The organism is Streptomyces sp. NPDC001270 (assembly GCF_042896695.1).
Classification (GTDB): Bacteria; Actinomycetota; Actinomycetes; order Streptomycetales; family Streptomycetaceae; genus Streptomyces.
The window spans coordinates 198,940-217,454 of the sequence record NZ_JBIAXM010000001.1; the positions used below are offsets into that span (position 1 = coordinate 198,940).

Genomic DNA, 18,515 nt, shown 5'->3' on the forward strand with positions numbered 1-18,515 from the left:
GCGCACGGGACTGCCGGGACACGGGCCGAAGACGCCTTCGCGGGCGGTACGAAACGGATTTGGGTGAACGGCGGCCGAGCGTGTAATGTCTTCATCGCTCGCCCCAATAGCTCAGTCGGCAGAGCGTCTCCATGGTAAGGAGAAGGTCAACGGTTCGATTCCGTTTTGGGGCTCTGGTGTGAGAAGAAACCGTCGCGAGGCGGGATCCGATCGCATCACAGCGGTGTAGCTCAGTCGGTAGAGCAAGCGGCTCATAATCGCTGTGTCACCGGTTCAAGTCCGGTCACCGCTACTGACAGTAGCCGATTGCGGGGTCGGTCCTTCGATCGGCTACTCTTTCTTGCGTTTGAAACATTCCATCCGTTCGTCATAGGAGCACTCACGTGGCTGCCACCGACGTCCGCCCGAAGATCACGCTGGCCTGCGTGGAGTGCAAGGAGCGGAACTACATCACCAAGAAGAACCGGCGTAACAACCCGGACCGTCTTGAGATGAAGAAGCATTGCCCGCGTTGCAACGCGCACACCGCGCACCGCGAGACGCGCTGACCCATCTGGCTCGTACGCGAGGCCGCTCCCGCAGCCGGGGGCGGCCTCGCGGCGTTTTCGCCGAGGGAAACCAGCTAATTTGTGGGCAATCGCAGCTGACATCAGGAGGTGCCGGGTCATGGCGCTCGACCAGTCCTTCGTGGGGCGGAGCTATCCGCCCACCGAGCCCTACGAGGTGGGCCGGGAGAAGATCCGCGAGTTCGCCGACGCGATCGGGGACCCCCATCCGGTCTACCGCGACCCGGAGGCCGCCAAGGAACTCGGCCACTGCGAGGTCATCGCGCCGCCGACCTTCGTCTTCTCGATCACCTTCCGGGCCGCCGGACAGGTCGTCCAGGACCCACAGCTCGGCCTCGACTACAGCCGTGTGGTGCACGGAGACCAGAAGTTCGCGTACACCCGGCCGGTGCGCGCGGGCGACCGGCTCCAGGTCACGTCCACCATCGAGGCCATCAAGTCCATGGCCGGGAACGACATCCTGGACATCCGTGGCGAGGTCCGCGACGAGGCGGGCGAGCACGTCGTGACGGCCTGGACGAAGCTCGTGGCGCGCGCGGCCGAGGAGAGCTGAGAGATGACGGCGAAGATCGCTTACGACGACGTGGAGGTCGGCACCGAACTGCCGGCGCAGACCTTTCCGGTGACCCGCGAAACGCTCGTGCGGTACGCGGGCGCCTCCGGTGACTTCAACCCGATCCACTGGAACGAGAAGTTCGCCAAGGAGGTGGGCCTGCCGGACGTCATCGCGCACGGCATGTTCACCATGGCCGAGGCGATCCGGGTGGTCACCGACTGGACCGGCGACCCGGGCGCGGTCGTCGAGTACGGCGTCCGCTTCACCAAGCCCGTCGTCGTGCCGAACGACGGCACGGGCGCCGTGATCGAGGTCGGCGGCAAGATCGCCGCCAAGCTCGACGACAACACGGTACGGGTGGACCTGACGGCCACCAGCGGCGGCCAGAAGGTGCTGGGCATGTCCCGGGCGGTCGTACGGCTGGCCTGAGCCGGGCCGGGGCAAGGGGTGTTCCGCCGAAGAGGGGGCCCCTTGCGTCTCGTAGTCTTGGGCGCGTGCAGGAACTCCACGACGCCCCCCTCGCCCCGCTGACCACCTTCCGGCTGGGTGGCCCCGCCACCCGGCTGGTCACCGCCACCACCGACGCCGAGGTCGTCGCCGCCGTCCGCGAGGCCGACGACAGCGGAACCCCCCTGCTGCTGATCGGCGGCGGGTCGAACCTGGTCATCGGCGACAAGGGCTTCGACGGCACCGCCCTGCGCATCGCCACCCGCGGGTGCGAACTCGACGGCACGCGCCTGGAGGCCGCGGCCGGCGAGGTGTGGACCGACACCGTCACACGGACCGTCGAGGCCGGCCTCGCGGGCATCGAATGCCTCGCCGGAATTCCGGGCTCCGTCGGTGCGACGCCGATCCAGAACGTCGGCGCGTACGGCCAGGAGGTCTCCACCAGCATCACCGAGGTGATCGCCTACGACCGCACGGTCGGGGAGACGGTCACGCTCACCAACGCCGAGTGCGCGTTCTCCTACCGCCACAGTCGTTTCAAGGCCGACCCCGACCGCTACGTGGTGCTGCGCGTACGGTTCGGGCTGGAGGCCGCGGACGGGCTGTCGGCGCCGGTCAGGTACACCGAGGCGGCCCGTGCGCTGGGGGTGGAGCCCGGCGGTCGGGCGCCGCTCGCCGCCGCCCGCGAGGCCGTCCTGAAGCTGCGTGCGGGGAAAGGCATGGTTCTCGACCCCGAGGATCACGACACCTGGTCGGCGGGGTCCTTCTTCACCAACCCGATCCTCACGGACGCGGAGTTCGCCGCCTTCCACGCGCGCGTGAAGGAGCGGCTCGGCGACGGTGCCGAGCCGCCCGCCTACCCCGCGGGCGACGGGCACACCAAGACCTCCGCGGCCTGGCTGATCGACAAGGCGGGCTTCACGAAGGGGTACGGCAGCGGGGCCGCCCGTATCTCCACCAAGCACACGCTGGCGCTCACCAACCGGGGTGGGGCCAGCACGGAGGATCTGCTTGCGCTGGCCCGGGAAGTCGTGGCCGGGGTGCGGGGGGCGTTCGGGATCACGTTGGTCAATGAGCCGGTGACTGTTGGCGTGAGCTTGTAGCTCCGCGTTGCAGCTCCGCGTTGCAGCTCCGCTGGGGGGCGGGGGGTTGCGCAGTTCCCCGCGCCCCTAATGGGGTGGGTGCGTGTTGTCGGCCGGCTGCGGGGCGGTTGTGGCTGGTCGCGCAGTTCCCCGGGTCCCTGTGCGGGGGTGGGTGTTGTTGGTTGGGTGTGGGGCGGTTGTGGCTGGTTGCGCAGTTCCCCGGGTCCCTGTGCGGGGGTGGGTGTTGTTGGTTGGGTGTGGGGCGGTTGTGGCTGGTCGCGCAGTTTCCCGGGTCCCTGTGGGGTGCTGGTTCAGTAGGCCACGCCTACTCCCTGGCGTACCGTCTTCGGGTCCTCGGTCATCGTCAGCATCGCGTGGGCCACGTCCGCGCGGGCTATGAAGCGGCCGCCGCGCGGGAAACCCCCGACCACCGTGCGGTACGTGCCGGTTAGCGGCTTGTCCTGGAGGCGCGGTGGGCGTACCGACGTCCAGTCCGTGTCGCTGCGCGCCAGTTCGGCCTCGGTCTCCCGCAGGTCCGCATAGACGTCCTTGAGGATGGCCGAGACCAGGCCGCGCGCGGTGCGGTCGAGGAAACCGTCGTTCTCCGGGGCGGGGCCGACCGGACCGGCGCTGACCAGCAGCAGCCGCCGTACGTGTGCCGCCTCCATGGCCGCCAGGACCGTACGGGTCAGCCGGGTCGTCACCCCGGCGTCCTTGCGGCTGCGCGCGCCCAGGCCGGACAGCACCGCGTCCCGGCCGGCGACGGCGGGGCGCACCTGCTCCGGGTCGGTGAGGTCCGCGCGGACCACCTCCAGGGCGGGCCCGGTCACGGTCAGCCGTGCGGGGTCACGGACCACGGCCGTGACCTTGTGGCCCGCGGAGAGCGCCTGGCGGACGATCTCCTGGCCGATTCCTCCAGTGGCGCCGAACACGGTGAGGTTCATGGGGTGCTCCCGTTCTTCATCGGTCCTCATTGGTCTTCATCGGTCTTCATCGGTCTTCTTCGGGTGGGTGACGCATGGGTGGACGACGGGGTGGGTGAGTGTTCACTCACCCTAGTGGCTTCTAGAGTGAGTAAGTACTCACCCATTCGTCAAGGCCAGGAGTGCCGCCATGCCATCCTTGGGCGCCATGGAGCAGAAACCGGCCCGCGTCCGCATCCTCGACGCCGCCCACGAACTGATGCTCACCGTGGGACTGGCCCGCGCGACGACCAAGCAGATCGCCAAGGCAGCGGACTGCTCCGAGGCGGCGCTCTACAAGTACTTCGCCAGCAAGGAGGACCTGTTCGTCCGCGTCCTCACCGAGCGGCTGCCCCCGCTGACCCCCCTGCTCGGCAGTCTCGCGGCCGAACCGGGAAAGGGCACGCTGGAGGAGAACCTCACCGAGATCGCCCGCCAGGCCGCCCTCTTCTACGAGCAGAGCTTCCCGATCGCGGCTTCCCTGTACGCCGAGACCCAGCTCAAGGCGCGGTTCGACCACGGGCTGCGGGAGATGGGCTCCGGCCCCCACAAGCCGATAGAGGGTCTCGACGCCTATCTGCGCGCCGAGCAGGAGGCGGGCCGGGTCCGGGCCGACGCCGACACCTTCGCCGCCGCGTCCCTGCTGCTCGGCGCCTGCTCCCAGCGGGCGTTCGCCTACGACGCGTCCCGGACGGGCGAGCGCCCGCCGGTCGACGACTTCGCCCGCAGGCTGGCCCGCACCCTGCTGGGCGGGATCGCCGCCACCGGGCACCCGGCCTGACCCCGGCCCCGGGAGATCCCCGGCCGCCCGTCTCAGGCGGCCGGGCGGGTCAGCCAGTCGTCGACGCCCGCCAGCAGCTTCGTCCGTACGTCCTGAGGCGCCGCGGACGCCCTGACCGACTGCCGGGCCAGTTCGGCGAGTTCCAGGTCCGTGAAGCCGTGGTGCTCCCGCGCCAGCCGGTACTGGGCGGCCAGGCGCGAGCCGAACAGCAGCGGATCGTCGGCGCCCAGCGCCATCGGCACCCCCGCCTCGAACAGCGTGCGCAGCGGGACGTCCTCCGGCTTCGTGTACACGCCCAGCGCCACGTTCGACGCGGGGCACACCTCGCAGGTCACGCCCCGGTCCGCGAGCCGCTTCAGCAGCCGCGGGTCCTCCGCCGCCCGCACCCCGTGCCCGACCCGGTCGGCATACAGGTCGTCCAGGCAGTCCCGGACCGAGGACGGGCCCGTCAGCTCGCCGCCGTGCGGGGCCGAGAGCAGGCCGCCCTCGCGCGCGATGTGGAAGGCGCGGTCGAAGTCCCGGGCCATGCCCCGGCGTTCGTCGTTCGACAGGCCGAAGCCGACCACGCCCCGGTCCGCGTACCGCACCGCCAGCCGGGCCAGCGTGCGGGCGTCCAGCGGGTGCTTCATGCGGTTGGCGGCCACCAGTACCCGCATGCCGAGACCGGTGTCCCGCGAGGCCGTCTCCACCGAGTCCAGGATGATCTCCAGAGCGGGGATCAGACCGCCCAGGCGCGGCGCGTACGACGTCGGGTCGACCTGGATCTCCAGCCAGCCGGAGCCGTCCCTCAGGTCCTCCTCCGCGGCCTCCCGGACGAGGCGCTGGATGTCCTCCGGGTCACGCAGGCAGGAGCGGGCCGCGTCGTACAGCCGCTGGAAGCGGAACCACCCGCGTTCGTCCGTGGCCCGCAGCTTCGGCGGCTCCCCGCTGGTCAGCGCGTCGGACAGCACCTCGGGCAGTCGTACGCCGTGCTTGTCGGCCAGCTCCAGCAGGGTGGTGGGCCGCATCGAGCCGGTGAAGTGCAGGTGGAGATGGGCCTTCGGCAGGTCAGAGACATCACGTACACGCTCCATTCCAGGATCCTGCCGCACGTCCCCCGCGTCCCGGTAGTCGGTTCCCCGTTCGTGGTCTTGCCCGCACACACGAACGGGCCGCCTCAGGGAAGAGGCGGCCCGCCGGACTGTTCGTGCCGAGTGGGTTCAGTCCTTGGCCTCGGCCAGCAGCTTCTGGAGCCGGCTCACGCCCTCCACCAGGTCCTCGTCACCGAGGGCGTAGGACAGCCGCAGGTAGCCCGGGGTGCCGAAGGCCTCGCCCGGTACGACCGCCACCTCGGCCTCCTCCAGGATCAGCGCGGCCAGCTCCACCGAGGTCTGCGGGCGCTTGCCGCGGATCTCCTTGCCGAGCAGCGCCTTCACCGACGGGTACACGTAGAACGCGCCCTCCGGCTCCGGGCAGACCACCCCGTCGATCTCGTCGAGCATCCGCACGATCGTCCGGCGCCGGCGGTCGAACGCCTCGCGCATCTCCTCGACCGCCGCGAGATCGCCGGAGACCGCCGCGAGGGCCGCCGCCTGCGCGACGTTCGAGACGTTCGACGTGGCGTGCGACTGGAGGTTCGTGGCGGCCTTGACGACGTCCCGCGGGCCGATGACCCAGCCCACCCGCCAGCCGGTCATCGCGTACGTCTTCGCGACACCGTTGACGACGATGCACTTGTCACGCAGCTCCGGCAGGATCGCGGGCAGCGAGGTGAACGTGGCGTCGCCGTAGACGAGGTGCTCGTAGATCTCGTCCGTCAGCACCCACAGACCGTGCTCGACCGCCCAGCGGCCGATCGCCTCGGTCTCCTGCTCGCTGTAGACCGCGCCGGTCGGGTTGGACGGGGAGACGAAGAGGACGACCTTCGTCCGCTCCGTGCGCGCCGCCTCCAGCTGCTCCACACTCACCCGGTAGCCGGTCGACTCGTCGGCGACGACCTCCACCGGGACACCGCCGGCCAGGCGGATCGACTCCGGGTACGTCGTCCAGTACGGAGCCGGGACGATCACCTCGTCGCCCGGGTCCAGGATCGCGGCGAAGGCTTCGTAGATGGCCTGCTTGCCGCCGTTGGTGACGAGGACCTGCGAGGGGTCGACCTCGTACTTCGAGTCCCGCAGCGTCTTCGCGGCGATCGCGGCCTTCAGCTCGGGCAGGCCGCCCGCCGGGGTGTACCGGTGGTACTTCGGGTTCTTGCAGGCCTCGATCGCGGCCTCGACGATGTAGCCGGGGGTCGGGAAGTCGGGTTCACCGGCGCCGAAGCCGATCACCGGACGCCCGGCGGCCTTGAGAGCCTTGGCCTTGGCGTCCACGGCGAGGGTGGCGGACTCGGAGATCGCGCCGACTCGGGCGGAGACCCGGCGCTCGGTGGGAGGGGTTGCAGCGCTCATGAACCCATCGTTCCAGACCGGAAACGTGCCCGGCACGCGGGTTTCACAGACTGAACGGCAGGAGGCCGACCCGTGAACAAGCGTCCGGAACCGGCCTCCGGCCAGGACGATCTTGCGTTTCCCGCGCCCGGACGGGCACTTACTGTTCGACGCCGGGCCCGGGAGCACGTACACTCTCACCTCGTTGGCCTTCGGCAGCCGCCTCCGCGCCGGTGCACACCGAGCAGTCGGTCGGATGCGGTACGTTGGGGGACACCAAAGGGTCGTAGCTCAATTGGTAGAGCACTGGTCTCCAAAACCAGCGGTTGGGGGTTCAAGTCCCTCCGGCCCTGCTACACACACCGCCAGGATGTGTGCGCATGTACGTACAGCATTGCATCGCCGTGCGGCTCAAACCGGGCGCGGCACGGCCACGACCCGGGATCAGGTGAGGACGAATGACGGACGCCGTGGGCTCCATCGAAACTCCTGATGCCCAGGACGAGGTGCCGGAGTCCAGCAAGAAGGCCCGCAAGGGTGGCAAGCGTGGCAAGAAGGGCCCGCTGAAGCGTCTTGCGATCTTCTACCGCCAGATCATCGCGGAACTCCGCAAGGTCGTCTGGCCGACCCGCAACCAGCTGACGTCGTACACCACCGTGGTGATCTTCTTCGTCGCCATCATGATCGCGTTGGTGACCGTGATTGACTATGGGCTCGACCACGCCGCCAAGTACGTCTTCGGCTGAGCCAAGAGCGAAGGGCGCCGTGATGTCGGCGCCCGTTTTCGCATGTTCCACCTATGTATCCAGGAAGAAGCAGCCATCGTGTCTGACCCGAACCTGAACGACGCCATCGAGCCTCGCGGGAATGCCGCCGAGGCGGTGGACGACGAGCTCGACATCGTCGAGGGCGCGGACGAGCAGGACGAGTTCGAGGCTGCCGAGGCCGAGGCGGGGGAGCCGGCCGAGGAGGCCGCCCTGCAGGTCGTGGACGAGGACGTTGCCGACGAGGACGACGAGGACGGTGCGGCCGAGGACCTGGCCGCGGGGGACGAGGGCGCCGACGAGGAGCCCGCGGAACCGGTCGACCCCGTCGCGGCGCTCCGCGACGAACTGCGTTCGCTGCCCGGCGAGTGGTACGTCATCCACACCTACGCCGGTTACGAGAACCGCGTGAAGACCAACCTGGAGCAGCGCGCCGTCTCGCTGAACGTCGAGGACTACATCTTCCAGGCCGAGGTGCCGCAGGAAGAGGTCGTCCAGATCAAGAACGGCGACCGCAAGACGATCAAGCAGAACAAGCTGCCGGGTTACGTCCTGGTCCGCATGGACCTGACCAACGAGTCCTGGGGTGTCGTCCGCAACACCCCCGGTGTCACGGGCTTCGTCGGCAACGCCTACGACCCCTACCCGCTGACCCTGGACGAGATCGTCAAGATGCTCGCCCCGGAGGCCGAGGAGAAGGCCGCCCGCGAGGCCGCCGAGGCCGAGGGCAAGCCCGCCCCGCAGCGCAAGGTCGAGGTCCAGGTGCTGGACTTCGAGGTCGGCGACTCGGTCACCGTCACCGACGGCCCGTTCGCCACGCTGCAGGCCACCATCAACGAGATCAACCCGGATTCGAAGAAGGTCAAGGGCCTGGTGGAGATCTTCGGCCGGGAGACCCCGGTCGAGCTGAGCTTCGACCAGATCCAGAAGAACTAGGCCGACGATCCTTCGAAAGAGCCCCTGTCCAACGGTTCGCCGTTGGACAGGGGCTCTTTCGTGTGCGGGGGCTCGACGGGCTTGAGGGCCTGGGGGGGGGCGCCGTTGGGCCGTGGGTCTGTCTCCGGGCCTCGGGCGAGGGCTCTCGGGCGGTTCTGCGGGCAGCAGTCCCCCTGGGCACCGGGGCGGACGGCTGTTTCCATGCGCCACGTGTTCATGGCGCTCCCTTGAACCACCGGCGATCCGGGCCGTGTCCGGAACGGTGCAAAAAAATGTGTGCTGCGCCACAACCATTCCGGCGTCCGGTGGGTCTGACTTGATGACCAAAACGCACGAACGGTGCTCTTGGTGGTGATCCACCATGCATTGCTGTGGTTTGCCCTGCCCTGTTCGTCGCGTGCTCAAGGAACGGTTCAGGTATCCAGGGAACCCGGGGGTTTTCCTCATGCGTGCTCGTCGTACGTTGATCGCCGCGGCCGCCGCCGCTTTCGTCCTCGTCCCGGCGGCCTCCGCCGTCGCCGGTACGGGCCCCGCGCCCGCGCCGGACAAGCAGCGTCAGAGCGTCCGCTCCACCGCCCCGTCGGAGAGCGGGAACCCGAACAGCGCCAAGGCCGCGGCCGCCGGCGTGTGCTCCGACGCGTACCAGATCGGCACCACCGCCTACATCGACCGTGCGGGCGCGCACGTCGCGTCCGTGAAGCAGTTCTACTCGCCCAGTTGCCAGCGGAACTACGGGTACCTGTGGGTGTGGCAGAGCTTCCGTGACAAGGTGAAGGACTACGACGTCGGCGTCGGCGTCTACAGCTACGCGCGCGACGGGGTCGTGGGCGAGAAGGGGTGGACGGCCACCAACGCCCAGGAGTTCTGGTCGCTGCCGGCCGCCACCGCCGGCGAGTGCACCGCGGCCGTCGGCCACCTGAGGGCGCCGGGCGACCCGGTCGGCGGGCAGGCGGTCACCTCCAAGCGCTGCTGAGTCCGGCCGGCCCGGAGCCCGCCCGTATGCGGGCGTTCGCCGGGCCGGTGTCCGGGTGTTCTTCGAAGGTGTCGCGGGTCTCCGGCCGCCGGGTGCGGGCCGGGGGCCCGCGTTTCCGTTGCGCGGACCGGGGTGCCGTTCCGGTGCGCGGGCCGCGGTGCCGTTCCGGAGTCCGAGGTCCCGTTTTTGGGTCCGGCCCCGTCACCCGTTATCGTGGTGCGGTATGCCTCCATCCAGATGATCCGGATCGGACGGCGGAACACTCTCACTAAGGACCCGGAGAGAGCACATGCCTCCCAAGAAGAAGAAGGTCACGGGGCTGATCAAGCTCCAGATCCAGGCCGGCGCGGCCAACCCGGCTCCGCCGGTCGGCCCCGCGCTGGGTCAGCACGGCGTCAACATCATGGAGTTCTGCAAGGCCTACAACGCCGCGACCGAGTCGCAGCGCGGCTGGGTCATCCCGGTGGAGATCACGGTCTACGAGGACCGTTCCTTCACCTTCGTGACCAAGACGCCGCCGGCCGCGAAGATGATCCTCAAGGCCGCGGGCGTGGAGAAGGGCTCCGGCGAGCCGCACAAGACCAAGGTCGCCAAGATCACTCAGGCGCAGGTCCGCGAGATCGCCCAGACGAAGCTGCCCGACCTCAACGCCAACGACCTGGACGCCGCCGCGAAGATCATCGCCGGCACCGCGCGTTCCATGGGCGTCACGGTCGAGGGCTGAACCTCCGCCTCGCAGAACCCCCGCGGCCCCTGTGGGCCGCACGTGGCAGGGCCTGCTCGGCCCGTACCACGACTCCGTCAAGAACCCCTCAGGAGCAGTTGTGAGCAAGCGCAGCAAGGCCCTCCGCGCTGCGGACGAGAAGATCGACCGGGAGAAGCTGTACGCCCCGCTCGAAGCCGTCCGCCTCGCCAAGGAGACCTCCACGACCAAGTTCGACGGCACCGTCGAGGTCGCCTTCCGTCTGGGTGTCGACCCGCGCAAGGCCGACCAGATGGTCCGTGGCACCGTGAACCTCCCGCACGGCACCGGCAAGACCGCCCGGGTCCTGGTCTTCGCGACCGGTGACCGTGCCGAGGCCGCGCGTGCCGCGGGCGCCGACATCGTCGGCTCCGACGAACTGATCGACGAGGTGTCGAAGGGCCGTCTGGACTTCGACGCCGTCGTCGCCACCCCGGACCTCATGGGCAAGGTCGGCCGCCTCGGCCGCGTCCTCGGCCCCCGTGGTCTGATGCCCAACCCGAAGACCGGCACGGTCACGCCCGACGTCACCAAGGCCGTGACCGACATCAAGGGCGGCAAGATCGAGTTCCGCGTCGACAAGCACTCGAACCTGCACTTCATCATCGGCAAGACGTCGTTCGAGGACGACAAGCTGGTGGAGAACTACGGCGCCGCGCTGGAGGAGATCCTCCGTCTGAAGCCGTCCGCCGCCAAGGGTCGCTACATCAAGAAGGCCGCCATCACCACCACGATGGGCCCCGGCATTCCGCTCGACCCGAACCGCACCCGCAACCTCCTCGTCGAGGAGGACCCGGCCGCCGTCTGAGCCCCAGGCTCACCCCGGCAGCCGCGTCGGACACGCGTCAACAGGGCGGGCCCCGCAACCTTCCGAGGTGCGGGGCCCGTCCTGTCTTTGTGCGACTTCCCGTACGGCTGTCAGTGCGCTGCGTTACCGTGCGCATACGGACTCGCATAGGGGTGGGACGACATGAACAGCACCATCGTGCGCCGCGTGACCCTCTCGGCGGTCTTGGTGACCGCGCTGGCGGGGATGGCCGCCTGTGGCTCCGGAGGCTCGGACGGGGGCGGCAAGGCGACCGGACGGAGCACGGCACACACCGACCCGCTGGCAGAGCTGCGCTCCGCCGAGAAATCCACGGCCAAGGCCGAGTCGGCCAAGGTCCGCTCCACGACCACACTGGGCTCCGTGATGTCCATGACGGCGGACGGCACCCTCGGCTGGCGCGACGGCATCACCGGCACGCTCACCATCACCTACACCGGCGGCACGGTCGCCGACGCCATGCGGAAGCTCGGCTCCACCACGATGGAGACCCGCTATCTGCCGGACGCCTACTACGCCAGGATGGGCGACGCGTTCGCCCGGCAGGCAGGCGGCAGGCACTGGGTCAAGTACGGCTACGACGCCCTGGCCGACCTCGCCGGCGCCTCCGGCGCCTACCTCAAGGACCAGACCCGCAACGCCACGCCGAACCAGTCCGTGAAGCTCCTGCTGGCCTCCGGGGACGTACGGAAGGCCGGTGCCGAGAAGGTCTCCGGCGAGAACGCCGCGCGCTACTCCGGGACGGTCGACGTCGCCGACCTCGCCACCCGGAACTCCGGCCTCACCACGGGCCAGCTCGCGGACCTGAAGAAGCAGCTCGACCAGGCCGGCGTCACCACGGAGACCATCGACATCTGGGTCGACGACCAGGGTCTGCTGCTCAAGAAGGTCGAGCGGGGCACCACCGCGAACGGCACGATGACCAGCACCGCCTACTACAGCGACTACGGAGCACGGCTCTCGGTGCAGGAGCCCCCCGCGAGCGACACCCAGGACTTCACGTCCCTCATGCACACGCAGGGGGGAACCGGACTGTCCGGCTGAAGTGCGACCGGGCTCTCTGCGGACCTTTTCGGCCTTCGACGGTCAAGAACCCGTCAAGAACCAGGATGTACTTGTCATTGCCGCCGGTTACGATCAACCCCTTACTGTGAATCGGGCGTGTGTTCCCTGTGCGCCCAACCATGATGTGGGGGGAAAGAAAAAATGAGGTCTTCTGTGTCCGTCAGGTCCAGGTCTTCCATGGCGGCCGGCGGGCTCGCCGTGCTGCTGCTCGCCACGGGCGCGGTCGGCTGCGGGGGGAACGACGACGGAGCGAAGTCGTCGTCGAAGGGCGACTCGGTGAAGGCGCCCGCGATGGAGCCGGCGGCGGCCGTCGCCGCGGCCGCGAAGAACGCGGACGACATCAAGTCGTTCCGCTACCGGATGTCCGGCAGCATCCCGGGCGAGGGCCGGCTCAAGGGCGAGGCGGCGATGAGCGTCGAACCGCCGGCGATGAGCATGAAGATGACCGCCGCGGGCAAGGGCACCGACGGGCCGGTCGAGATCCGGCTCATCGACAAGGCGATGTACATCGGCGGCAACCCCGAGATGGCCAAGCAGATGGAGGGCAAGAGCTGGCTCAAGCTCGACATGTCCGCTGCCGGCGCGGACGGCGGGCTCAACACCGACCAGCTCGGCGCGGGGGAGGCCGGCAAGAACCCGGCCTCCGACTCCACGTTCCTGGCCGGAGCCAAGGACATCAAGGAGATCGGCACCGAGACCGTCGACGGGGTGAAGACCACCCACTACCAGGGCACGGTCACCCTCGACGACCTCCGGGCCAAGATCAAGGCGGAGGACAAGAACCTCCGCGAGCGGCACGAGCAGAGCCTTGAGCAGTACGAGACCATGGGCGTCGACAAGATGACCATGGACATGTGGATCGACGGCGAGTCGCACACCAAGCAGTTCCGGATGCGGGGCGAGGCCAAGAAGGGCCCGCTCGACATGCTGATCACCTTCATCGACTACAACCAGCCGGTGAAGGTCACTGCTCCGCCCGCCAAGGACACCACCGACCTCTCCGAGATGATGAAGGGGGTCGAGCAGGGCTGAGTCCGCAGGCACGGATTTGCCTGGCGGCGATCCGTTCCCTTACTCTCCAACAGAAGCCAAAGACCGCTGGTCGTTGCCCCGTGTTCGGATGAGCGCGGGGTGGCCGAAGGATCCGCTGAAAAGTGGGCGACCCGCGCAGGTGACAGTGGAAGAGCTCCCGGAGTGCCCGCCCCGCGCGTGCACGGCCGGTCGAGTCCGCCCCGTGCGCCTGCGCCCGGGGCGTTTCGTTTTTCCCAGTCCTCCTTCGGGTCCGCGCGGTCAGAATCACCCGGAAGGAGGCCGAGGCTCTATGGCGAGGCCCGACAAGGCTGCCGCGGTGGCCGAGCTGGCGGAGCAGTTCCGCAGCTCCAACGCCGCCGTGCTGACCGAGTACCGCGGTCTCACCGTGGCGCAGCTCAAGACGCTGCGCCGGTCGCTCGGTGAGAACGCCCAGTACGCCGTGGTGAAGAACACGCTGACCAAGATTGCGGCCAACGAGGCCGGGATCACGACGCTGGACGACCTGTTCAACGGTCCGACGGCTGTCGCCTTCGTCACCGGTGACCCGGTGACGTCGGCGAAGGGTCTCCGTGACTTCGCCAAGGACAACCCGAATCTCGTCATCAAGGGCGGTGTCCTTGACGGCAAGGCGCTGTCCGCCGACGAGATCAAGAAGCTCGCGGACCTCGAGTCCCGCGAGGTTCTGCTCGCCAAGCTGGCGGGCGCCTTCAAGGCCAAGCAGACCCAGGCTGCCCAGGTCTTCCAGGCGCTCCCGTCGAAGCTCGTCCGCACCGTGGACGCGCTTCGCGCCAAGCAGGACGAGCAGGGCGGTGCCGAGTAATTCGGCTCGCGACATGACCGCCGCCGCCTGAGGCGGAGGTCGTAGCGGGCCGTACGTACGCCCGCCAGACATGTACATCCGGCACCTGCCGAATTAGTGGAAGGAAAGCCACCATGGCTCTCACCCAGGATGAACTGCTTGCCGAGTTCGAGGGCATGACCCTGATCCAGCTCTCCGAGTTCGTGAAGGCGTTCGAGGAGAAGTTCGACGTCACCGCCGCCGCCGCGGTCGCCGTCGCGGGCCCGGCCGGTCCGGCCGCCCCGGTCGAGCAGGCCGAGGAGCAGGACGAGTTCGACGTCATCCTCACCGGCGCCGGCGACAAGAAGATCCAGGTCATCAAGGTCGTGCGTGAGCTGACCTCGCTCGGCCTGAAGGAGGCCAAGGACCTGGTGGACGGCGCCCCGAAGCCCGTCCTCGAGAAGGTCGCCAAGGACGCCGCCGAGAAGGCCGCCGAGTCCCTCAAGGGCGCCGGCGCCTCCGTCGAGGTCAAGTAAGTCCTTCCGGGGTTACCCGGGATCGGGCCGTACGCCTGCCGTGCGGTCGCCGCGGCTCCTGACGGGGCTGTAACGCGCGCGCACCGAGGAGCGATCATCCATCCGGGTGGTCGCTCCTCGGCTTTCCCGAAGGCCCGACCGCGAGTGCCTTGCACCCGCGTGACCGGGGGGTATGGTGATCTTCGTCGTGTCCCTGGGAGCCCGGTCGGGCTGGGGGGCCTTGACGAACCGCACGCAGCGCGCAATTCTCAGGACGCGTCGTCACAACGATCCGGGATCCGAGGCATGGATCGACGGCGAAGAGGGCAGTATCAACGTGCGTTGAAGGCAGGCATGGCGCAGGCGTTGAAGACAACGAGGGTCTCAGAAAAGTGGGACTGGACATCAGTGTGCCAAGTGGCTACACTGACCCTTTGCGCTGCCTGTTAGCTTGCCCCTGCCCGTCACCAGGGGTCTGCCCTCACCCGAGCATAGACGACCGCATCCCCTTTGACCTGGGGTTTCTGTCTTCGCGCATGGGAGAGGGGCCGGTACGCGCGCAGTGAGTCCGAGCCCTCGGAAGGACCCCCTCTTGGCCGCCTCGCGCAACGCCTCGACCGCGAATACGAACAACGGCGCAAGCACCGCCCCGCTGCGCATCTCTTTTGCAAAGATCAAGGAGCCTCTTGAGGTTCCGAACCTGCTCGCGCTGCAAACCGAGAGCTTCGACTGGCTGCTCGGCAACACCGCCTGGCAGAGTCGGGTCGAGGAGGCTCTTGAGAACGGTCAGGACGTCCCCACCAAGTCCGGTCTGGAGGAGATCTTCGAGGAGATCTCCCCGATCGAGGACTTCTCCGGGTCGATGTCGCTGACCTTCCGGGACCACCGCTTCGAGCCGCCCAAGAACTCGATCGACGAGTGCAAGGAGCGCGACTTCACGTACGCCGCCCCGCTCTTCGTCACGGCCGAGTTCACCAACAACGAGACCGGCGAGATCAAGTCCCAGACCGTCTTCATGGGCGACTTCCCGCTCATGACGAACAAGGGCACTTTCGTCATCAACGGCACCGAGCGTGTCGTGGTGTCCCAGCTGGTCCGTTCCCCCGGTGTCTACTTCGACTCCTCCATCGACAAGACCTCCGACAAGGACATCTTCTCCGCCAAGATCATCCCGTCCCGGGGTGCCTGGCTGGAGATGGAGATCGACAAGCGCGACATGGTCGGTGTCCGCATCGACCGCAAGCGCAAGCAGTCGGTCACCGTCCTCCTGAAGGCGCTCGGCTGGACGACCGAGCAGATCCTGGAGGAGTTCGGCGACTACGAGTCGATGCGCGCCACCCTGGAGAAGGACCACACCCAGGGTCAGGACGACGCGCTCCTCGACATCTACCGCAAGCTGCGTCCGGGCGAGCCCCCCACGCGTGAGGCCGCGCAGACGCTCCTGGAGAACCTGTACTTCAACCCGAAGCGCTACGACCTGGCCAAGGTCGGCCGCTACAAGGTCAACAAGAAGCTCGGTGCGGACGAGCCGCTGGACGCCGGCGTGCTCACCACCGACGACGTCATCGCCACCATCAAGTACCTGGTGAAGCTGCACGCCGGTGAGACCGAGACGACCGGTGAGTCCGGCCGCTCGATCATGGTCGAGACCGACGACATCGACCACTTCGGCAACCGTCGTATCCGCAGCGTCGGCGAGCTGATCCAGAACCAGGTCCGTACGGGTCTCGCCCGTATGGAGCGCGTCGTGCGCGAGCGCATGACCACCCAGGACGTCGAGGCGATCACGCCGCAGACCCTGATCAACATCCGGCCGGTCGTCGCCTCCATCAAGGAGTTCTTCGGCACCAGCCAGCTGTCCCAGTTCATGGACCAGAACAACCCGCTGTCGGGGCTGACGCACAAGCGTCGTCTGAACGCCCTCGGCCCGGGTGGTCTCTCCCGTGAGCGGGCCGGCTTCGAGGTCCGTGACGTGCACCCCTCGCACTACGGCCGGATGTGCCCGATCGAGACGCCGGAAGGCCCGAACATCGGTCTGATCGGCTCGCTCGCCTCCTACGGCCGGGTCAACGCGTTCGGTTTCATCGAGACGCCGTACCGCAAGGTCACCGAAGGCCAGGTCTCCGACGAGGTCGACTACCTGACCGCCGACGAGGAGGACCGCTTCGTCATCGCGCAGGCCAACGCGCCGCTCACCGACGAGCTGCGGTTCGCCGAGGCCCGCGTGCTGGTCCGCCGCCGTGGCGGCGAGGTCGACTACGTCGGCGGCGAGGACGTGGACTACATGGACGTCTCGCCGCGCCAGATGGTGTCGGTCGCGACCGCCATGATCCCCTTCCTGGAGCACGACGACGCCAACCGTGCCCTCATGGGCGCGAACATGATGCGGCAGGCCGTGCCGCTCATCAAGTCCGAGTCCCCGCTCGTCGGCACCGGCATGGAGTACCGCTCCGCCGTCGACGCCGGCGACGTCGTCAAGGCCGAGAAGGACGGTGTGGTCCAGGAGGTCTCCGCGGACTACATCACCACGGCCAACGACGACGGCACCTACATCACCTACCGGCTGGCCAAGTTCTCCCGGTCCAACCAGGGCACCTCGGTCAACCAGAAGGTCATCGTCAACGAGGGCGACCGGGTCGTGCTGGGCCAGGTCCTCGCCGACGGTCCCGCCACGCAGAACGGCGAGATGGCGCTCGGCAAGAACCTGCTCGTGGCGTTCATGCCGTGGGAGGGTCACAACTACGAGGACGCGATCATCCTGTCGCAGCGCCTCGTGCAGGACGACGTCCTCTCCTCGATCCACATCGAGGAGCACGAGGTCGACGCCCGTGACACCAAGCTCGGCCCCGAGGAGATCACCCGGGACATCCCGAACGTCTCCGAGGAGGTCCTCGCCGACCTCGACGAGCGCGGCATCATCCGCATTGGCGCCGAGGTCGTCGCCGGTGACATCCTCGTCGGCAAGGTCACGCCCAAGGGTGAGACCGAGCTGACGCCGGAGGAGCGCCTGCTGCGCGCGATCTTCGGTGAGAAGGCCCGTGAGGTCCGCGACACCTCGCTGAAGGTGCCGCACGGCGAGATCGGCAAGATCATCGGCGTGCGCGTCTTCGACCGCGAGGAGGGCGACGAGCTGCCGCCCGGTGTGAACCAGCTGGTGCGCGTCTACGTCGCGCAGAAGCGCAAGATCACCGACGGTGACAAGCTCGCCGGCCGACACGGCAACAAGGGCGTCATCTCCAAGATCCTGCCGATCGAGGACATGCCGTTCCTGGAGGACGGCACCCCGGTCGACATCATCCTCAACCCGCTCGGTGTCCCGTCCCGGATGAACCCGGGACAGGTCCTGGAGATCCACCTCGGCTGGCTCGCCAGCCAGGGCTGGGACGTCTCCGGCCTGACCGAGGAGTGGGCCGAGCGCCTCCAGGCCATCGCCGCCGACCAGGTCGACCCGCGCACCAACGTCGCCACCCCGGTGTTCGACGGTGCCCGCGAGGACGAGCTGGCGGGTCTGCTGGAGCACACCATCCCGAACCGCGACGGTGACCGCATGGTCCTCCCGTCCGGCAAGGCGCGGCTGTTCGACGGCCGCTCCGGTGAGCCGTTCCCGGACCCGATCTCGGTCGGCTACATGTACATCCTGAAGCTGCACCACCTGGTCGACGACAAGCTGCACGCCCGCTCGACCGGCCCGTACTCGATGATCACCCAGCAGCCGCTGGGTGGTAAGGCCCAGTTCGGCGGCCAGCGGTTCGGCGAGATGGAGGTGTGGGCGCTGGAAGCGTACGGCGCCGCCTACGCCCTCCAGGAGCTGCTGACCATCAAGTCCGACGACGTCACCGGCCGCGTGAAGGTCTACGAGGCCATCGTCAAGGGCGAGAACATCCCCGAGCCCGGCATTCCCGAGTCCTTCAAGGTGCTCATCAAGGAAATGCAGTCCCTGTGCCTCAACGTGGAGGTGCTGTCCTCGGACGGCATGTCCATCGAGATGCGCGACACCGACGAGGACGTCTTCCGCGCGGCGGAGGAACTCGGCATCGACCTGTCCCGGCGTGAGCCGAGCAGCGTCGAAGAGGTCTGACGGGAGT

At 68.4% G+C, this 18,515-nt stretch carries 18 protein-coding genes and 3 tRNA genes; 18 read left to right on the forward strand and 3 right to left on the reverse strand.

Annotation, left to right across the window (positions count from 1 at the left end):
• Positions 1-100 precede the first annotated feature (100 nt).
• The 6 genes from ACFY2B_RS00925 to ACFY2B_RS00950 all read left to right on the forward strand — a co-directional run bounded on the left by ACFY2B_RS00925 (position 101) and on the right by ACFY2B_RS00950 (position 2,672).
• Positions 101-173 (forward strand) — tRNA-Thr (locus tag ACFY2B_RS00925).
• Between the two features lie 46 nt (positions 174-219).
• Positions 220-292: transfer RNA gene (locus ACFY2B_RS00930), tRNA-Met, on the forward strand.
• A gap of 91 nt (positions 293-383) precedes the next feature.
• Positions 384-548 carry a 50S ribosomal protein L33 gene (rpmG, locus tag ACFY2B_RS00935; protein ID WP_003948671.1) on the forward strand — a complete coding sequence of 55 codons (165 nt, stop codon included), beginning with the start codon at positions 384-386 and terminating at the stop codon, positions 546-548.
• Between the two features lie 118 nt (positions 549-666).
• On the forward strand, positions 667-1,119 hold the full coding sequence (locus ACFY2B_RS00940) for a MaoC family dehydratase N-terminal domain-containing protein (RefSeq protein ID WP_390761022.1): 453 nt from the start codon (positions 667-669) through the stop codon (positions 1,117-1,119).
• Positions 1,120-1,122: 3 nt separating this feature from the next.
• A complete protein-coding gene (locus tag ACFY2B_RS00945) occupies positions 1,123-1,551 on the forward strand; it encodes a MaoC family dehydratase (protein WP_390761023.1) in 429 nt (142 codons plus the stop codon).
• A 65-nt stretch (positions 1,552-1,616) separates the two neighbouring features.
• The gene (locus ACFY2B_RS00950; RefSeq protein ID WP_390761024.1) at positions 1,617-2,672 is read left to right on the forward strand and encodes a UDP-N-acetylmuramate dehydrogenase; all 1,056 of its coding nucleotides are present in this window, start codon (positions 1,617-1,619) and stop codon (positions 2,670-2,672) included.
• Positions 2,673-2,962: 290 nt separating this feature from the next.
• Here the strand turns inward: ACFY2B_RS00950 and ACFY2B_RS00955 are convergent, their stop codons facing one another.
• Positions 2,963-3,595: an NAD(P)-dependent oxidoreductase gene (locus ACFY2B_RS00955; protein WP_390761025.1), complete on the reverse strand. Its 633-nt coding sequence runs from the start codon at positions 3,593-3,595 to the stop codon at positions 2,963-2,965.
• Positions 3,596-3,782: 187 nt separating this feature from the next.
• On the opposite strand from ACFY2B_RS00955, the gene ACFY2B_RS00960 reads away from it, so the two are divergent.
• Positions 3,783-4,394, forward strand: a complete 612-nt coding sequence (locus tag ACFY2B_RS00960) for a TetR/AcrR family transcriptional regulator (RefSeq protein WP_390761509.1) — start codon at positions 3,783-3,785, stop codon at positions 4,392-4,394.
• 32 nt (positions 4,395-4,426) lie between these two features.
• On the opposite strand, the gene ACFY2B_RS00965 is transcribed toward ACFY2B_RS00960, so the two are convergent.
• Positions 4,427-5,467: an adenosine deaminase gene (locus ACFY2B_RS00965; protein WP_390761026.1), complete on the reverse strand. Its 1,041-nt coding sequence runs from the start codon at positions 5,465-5,467 to the stop codon at positions 4,427-4,429.
• Between the two features lie 126 nt (positions 5,468-5,593).
• On the reverse strand, positions 5,594-6,820 hold the full coding sequence (locus tag ACFY2B_RS00970; protein WP_390761027.1) for a pyridoxal phosphate-dependent aminotransferase: 1,227 nt from the start codon (positions 6,818-6,820) through the stop codon (positions 5,594-5,596).
• A 259-nt stretch (positions 6,821-7,079) separates the two neighbouring features.
• Between ACFY2B_RS00970 and ACFY2B_RS00975 the strand changes: the two genes are divergently transcribed.
• The 11 genes from ACFY2B_RS00975 to rpoB all read left to right on the forward strand — a co-directional run bounded on the left by ACFY2B_RS00975 (position 7,080) and on the right by rpoB (position 18,508).
• Positions 7,080-7,152, forward strand: a tRNA-Trp gene (locus ACFY2B_RS00975).
• A gap of 105 nt (positions 7,153-7,257) precedes the next feature.
• Complete coding sequence (gene secE / locus ACFY2B_RS00980; protein WP_376533081.1) at positions 7,258-7,545, forward strand: preprotein translocase subunit SecE; 288 nt, start codon at positions 7,258-7,260, stop codon at positions 7,543-7,545.
• 78 nt (positions 7,546-7,623) lie between these two features.
• Complete coding sequence (gene nusG, locus ACFY2B_RS00985; RefSeq protein WP_390761028.1) at positions 7,624-8,499, forward strand: transcription termination/antitermination protein NusG; 876 nt, start codon at positions 7,624-7,626, stop codon at positions 8,497-8,499.
• 445 nt (positions 8,500-8,944) lie between these two features.
• Positions 8,945-9,472: a hypothetical protein gene (locus ACFY2B_RS00990; RefSeq protein ID WP_390761029.1), complete on the forward strand. Its 528-nt coding sequence runs from the start codon at positions 8,945-8,947 to the stop codon at positions 9,470-9,472.
• A 289-nt stretch (positions 9,473-9,761) separates the two neighbouring features.
• On the forward strand, positions 9,762-10,196 hold the full coding sequence (rplK, locus tag ACFY2B_RS00995) for a 50S ribosomal protein L11 (protein ID WP_376533078.1): 435 nt from the start codon (positions 9,762-9,764) through the stop codon (positions 10,194-10,196).
• A 100-nt stretch (positions 10,197-10,296) separates the two neighbouring features.
• Positions 10,297-11,022, forward strand: coding sequence for a 50S ribosomal protein L1 (gene rplA / locus ACFY2B_RS01000; RefSeq protein ID WP_390761030.1), 726 nt, complete (start codon positions 10,297-10,299; stop codon positions 11,020-11,022).
• A gap of 162 nt (positions 11,023-11,184) precedes the next feature.
• Entirely contained in the window at positions 11,185-12,084 is a 900-nt protein-coding gene (locus ACFY2B_RS01005) for a hypothetical protein (protein WP_390761031.1), read from the forward strand.
• Between the two features lie 162 nt (positions 12,085-12,246).
• Positions 12,247-13,137: a DUF1396 domain-containing protein gene (locus tag ACFY2B_RS01010; RefSeq protein ID WP_390761032.1), complete on the forward strand. Its 891-nt coding sequence runs from the start codon at positions 12,247-12,249 to the stop codon at positions 13,135-13,137.
• Between the two features lie 289 nt (positions 13,138-13,426).
• Complete coding sequence (gene rplJ / locus ACFY2B_RS01015; protein WP_376533074.1) at positions 13,427-13,957, forward strand: 50S ribosomal protein L10; 531 nt, start codon at positions 13,427-13,429, stop codon at positions 13,955-13,957.
• Positions 13,958-14,070: 113 nt separating this feature from the next.
• Positions 14,071-14,451: a 50S ribosomal protein L7/L12 gene (rplL, locus tag ACFY2B_RS01020; RefSeq protein WP_376533073.1), complete on the forward strand. Its 381-nt coding sequence runs from the start codon at positions 14,071-14,073 to the stop codon at positions 14,449-14,451.
• Positions 14,452-15,022: 571 nt separating this feature from the next.
• Positions 15,023-18,508, forward strand: coding sequence for a DNA-directed RNA polymerase subunit beta (gene rpoB / locus ACFY2B_RS01025; protein ID WP_390761033.1), 3,486 nt, complete (start codon positions 15,023-15,025; stop codon positions 18,506-18,508).
• The last annotated feature ends 7 nt before the right edge of the window (positions 18,509-18,515 follow it).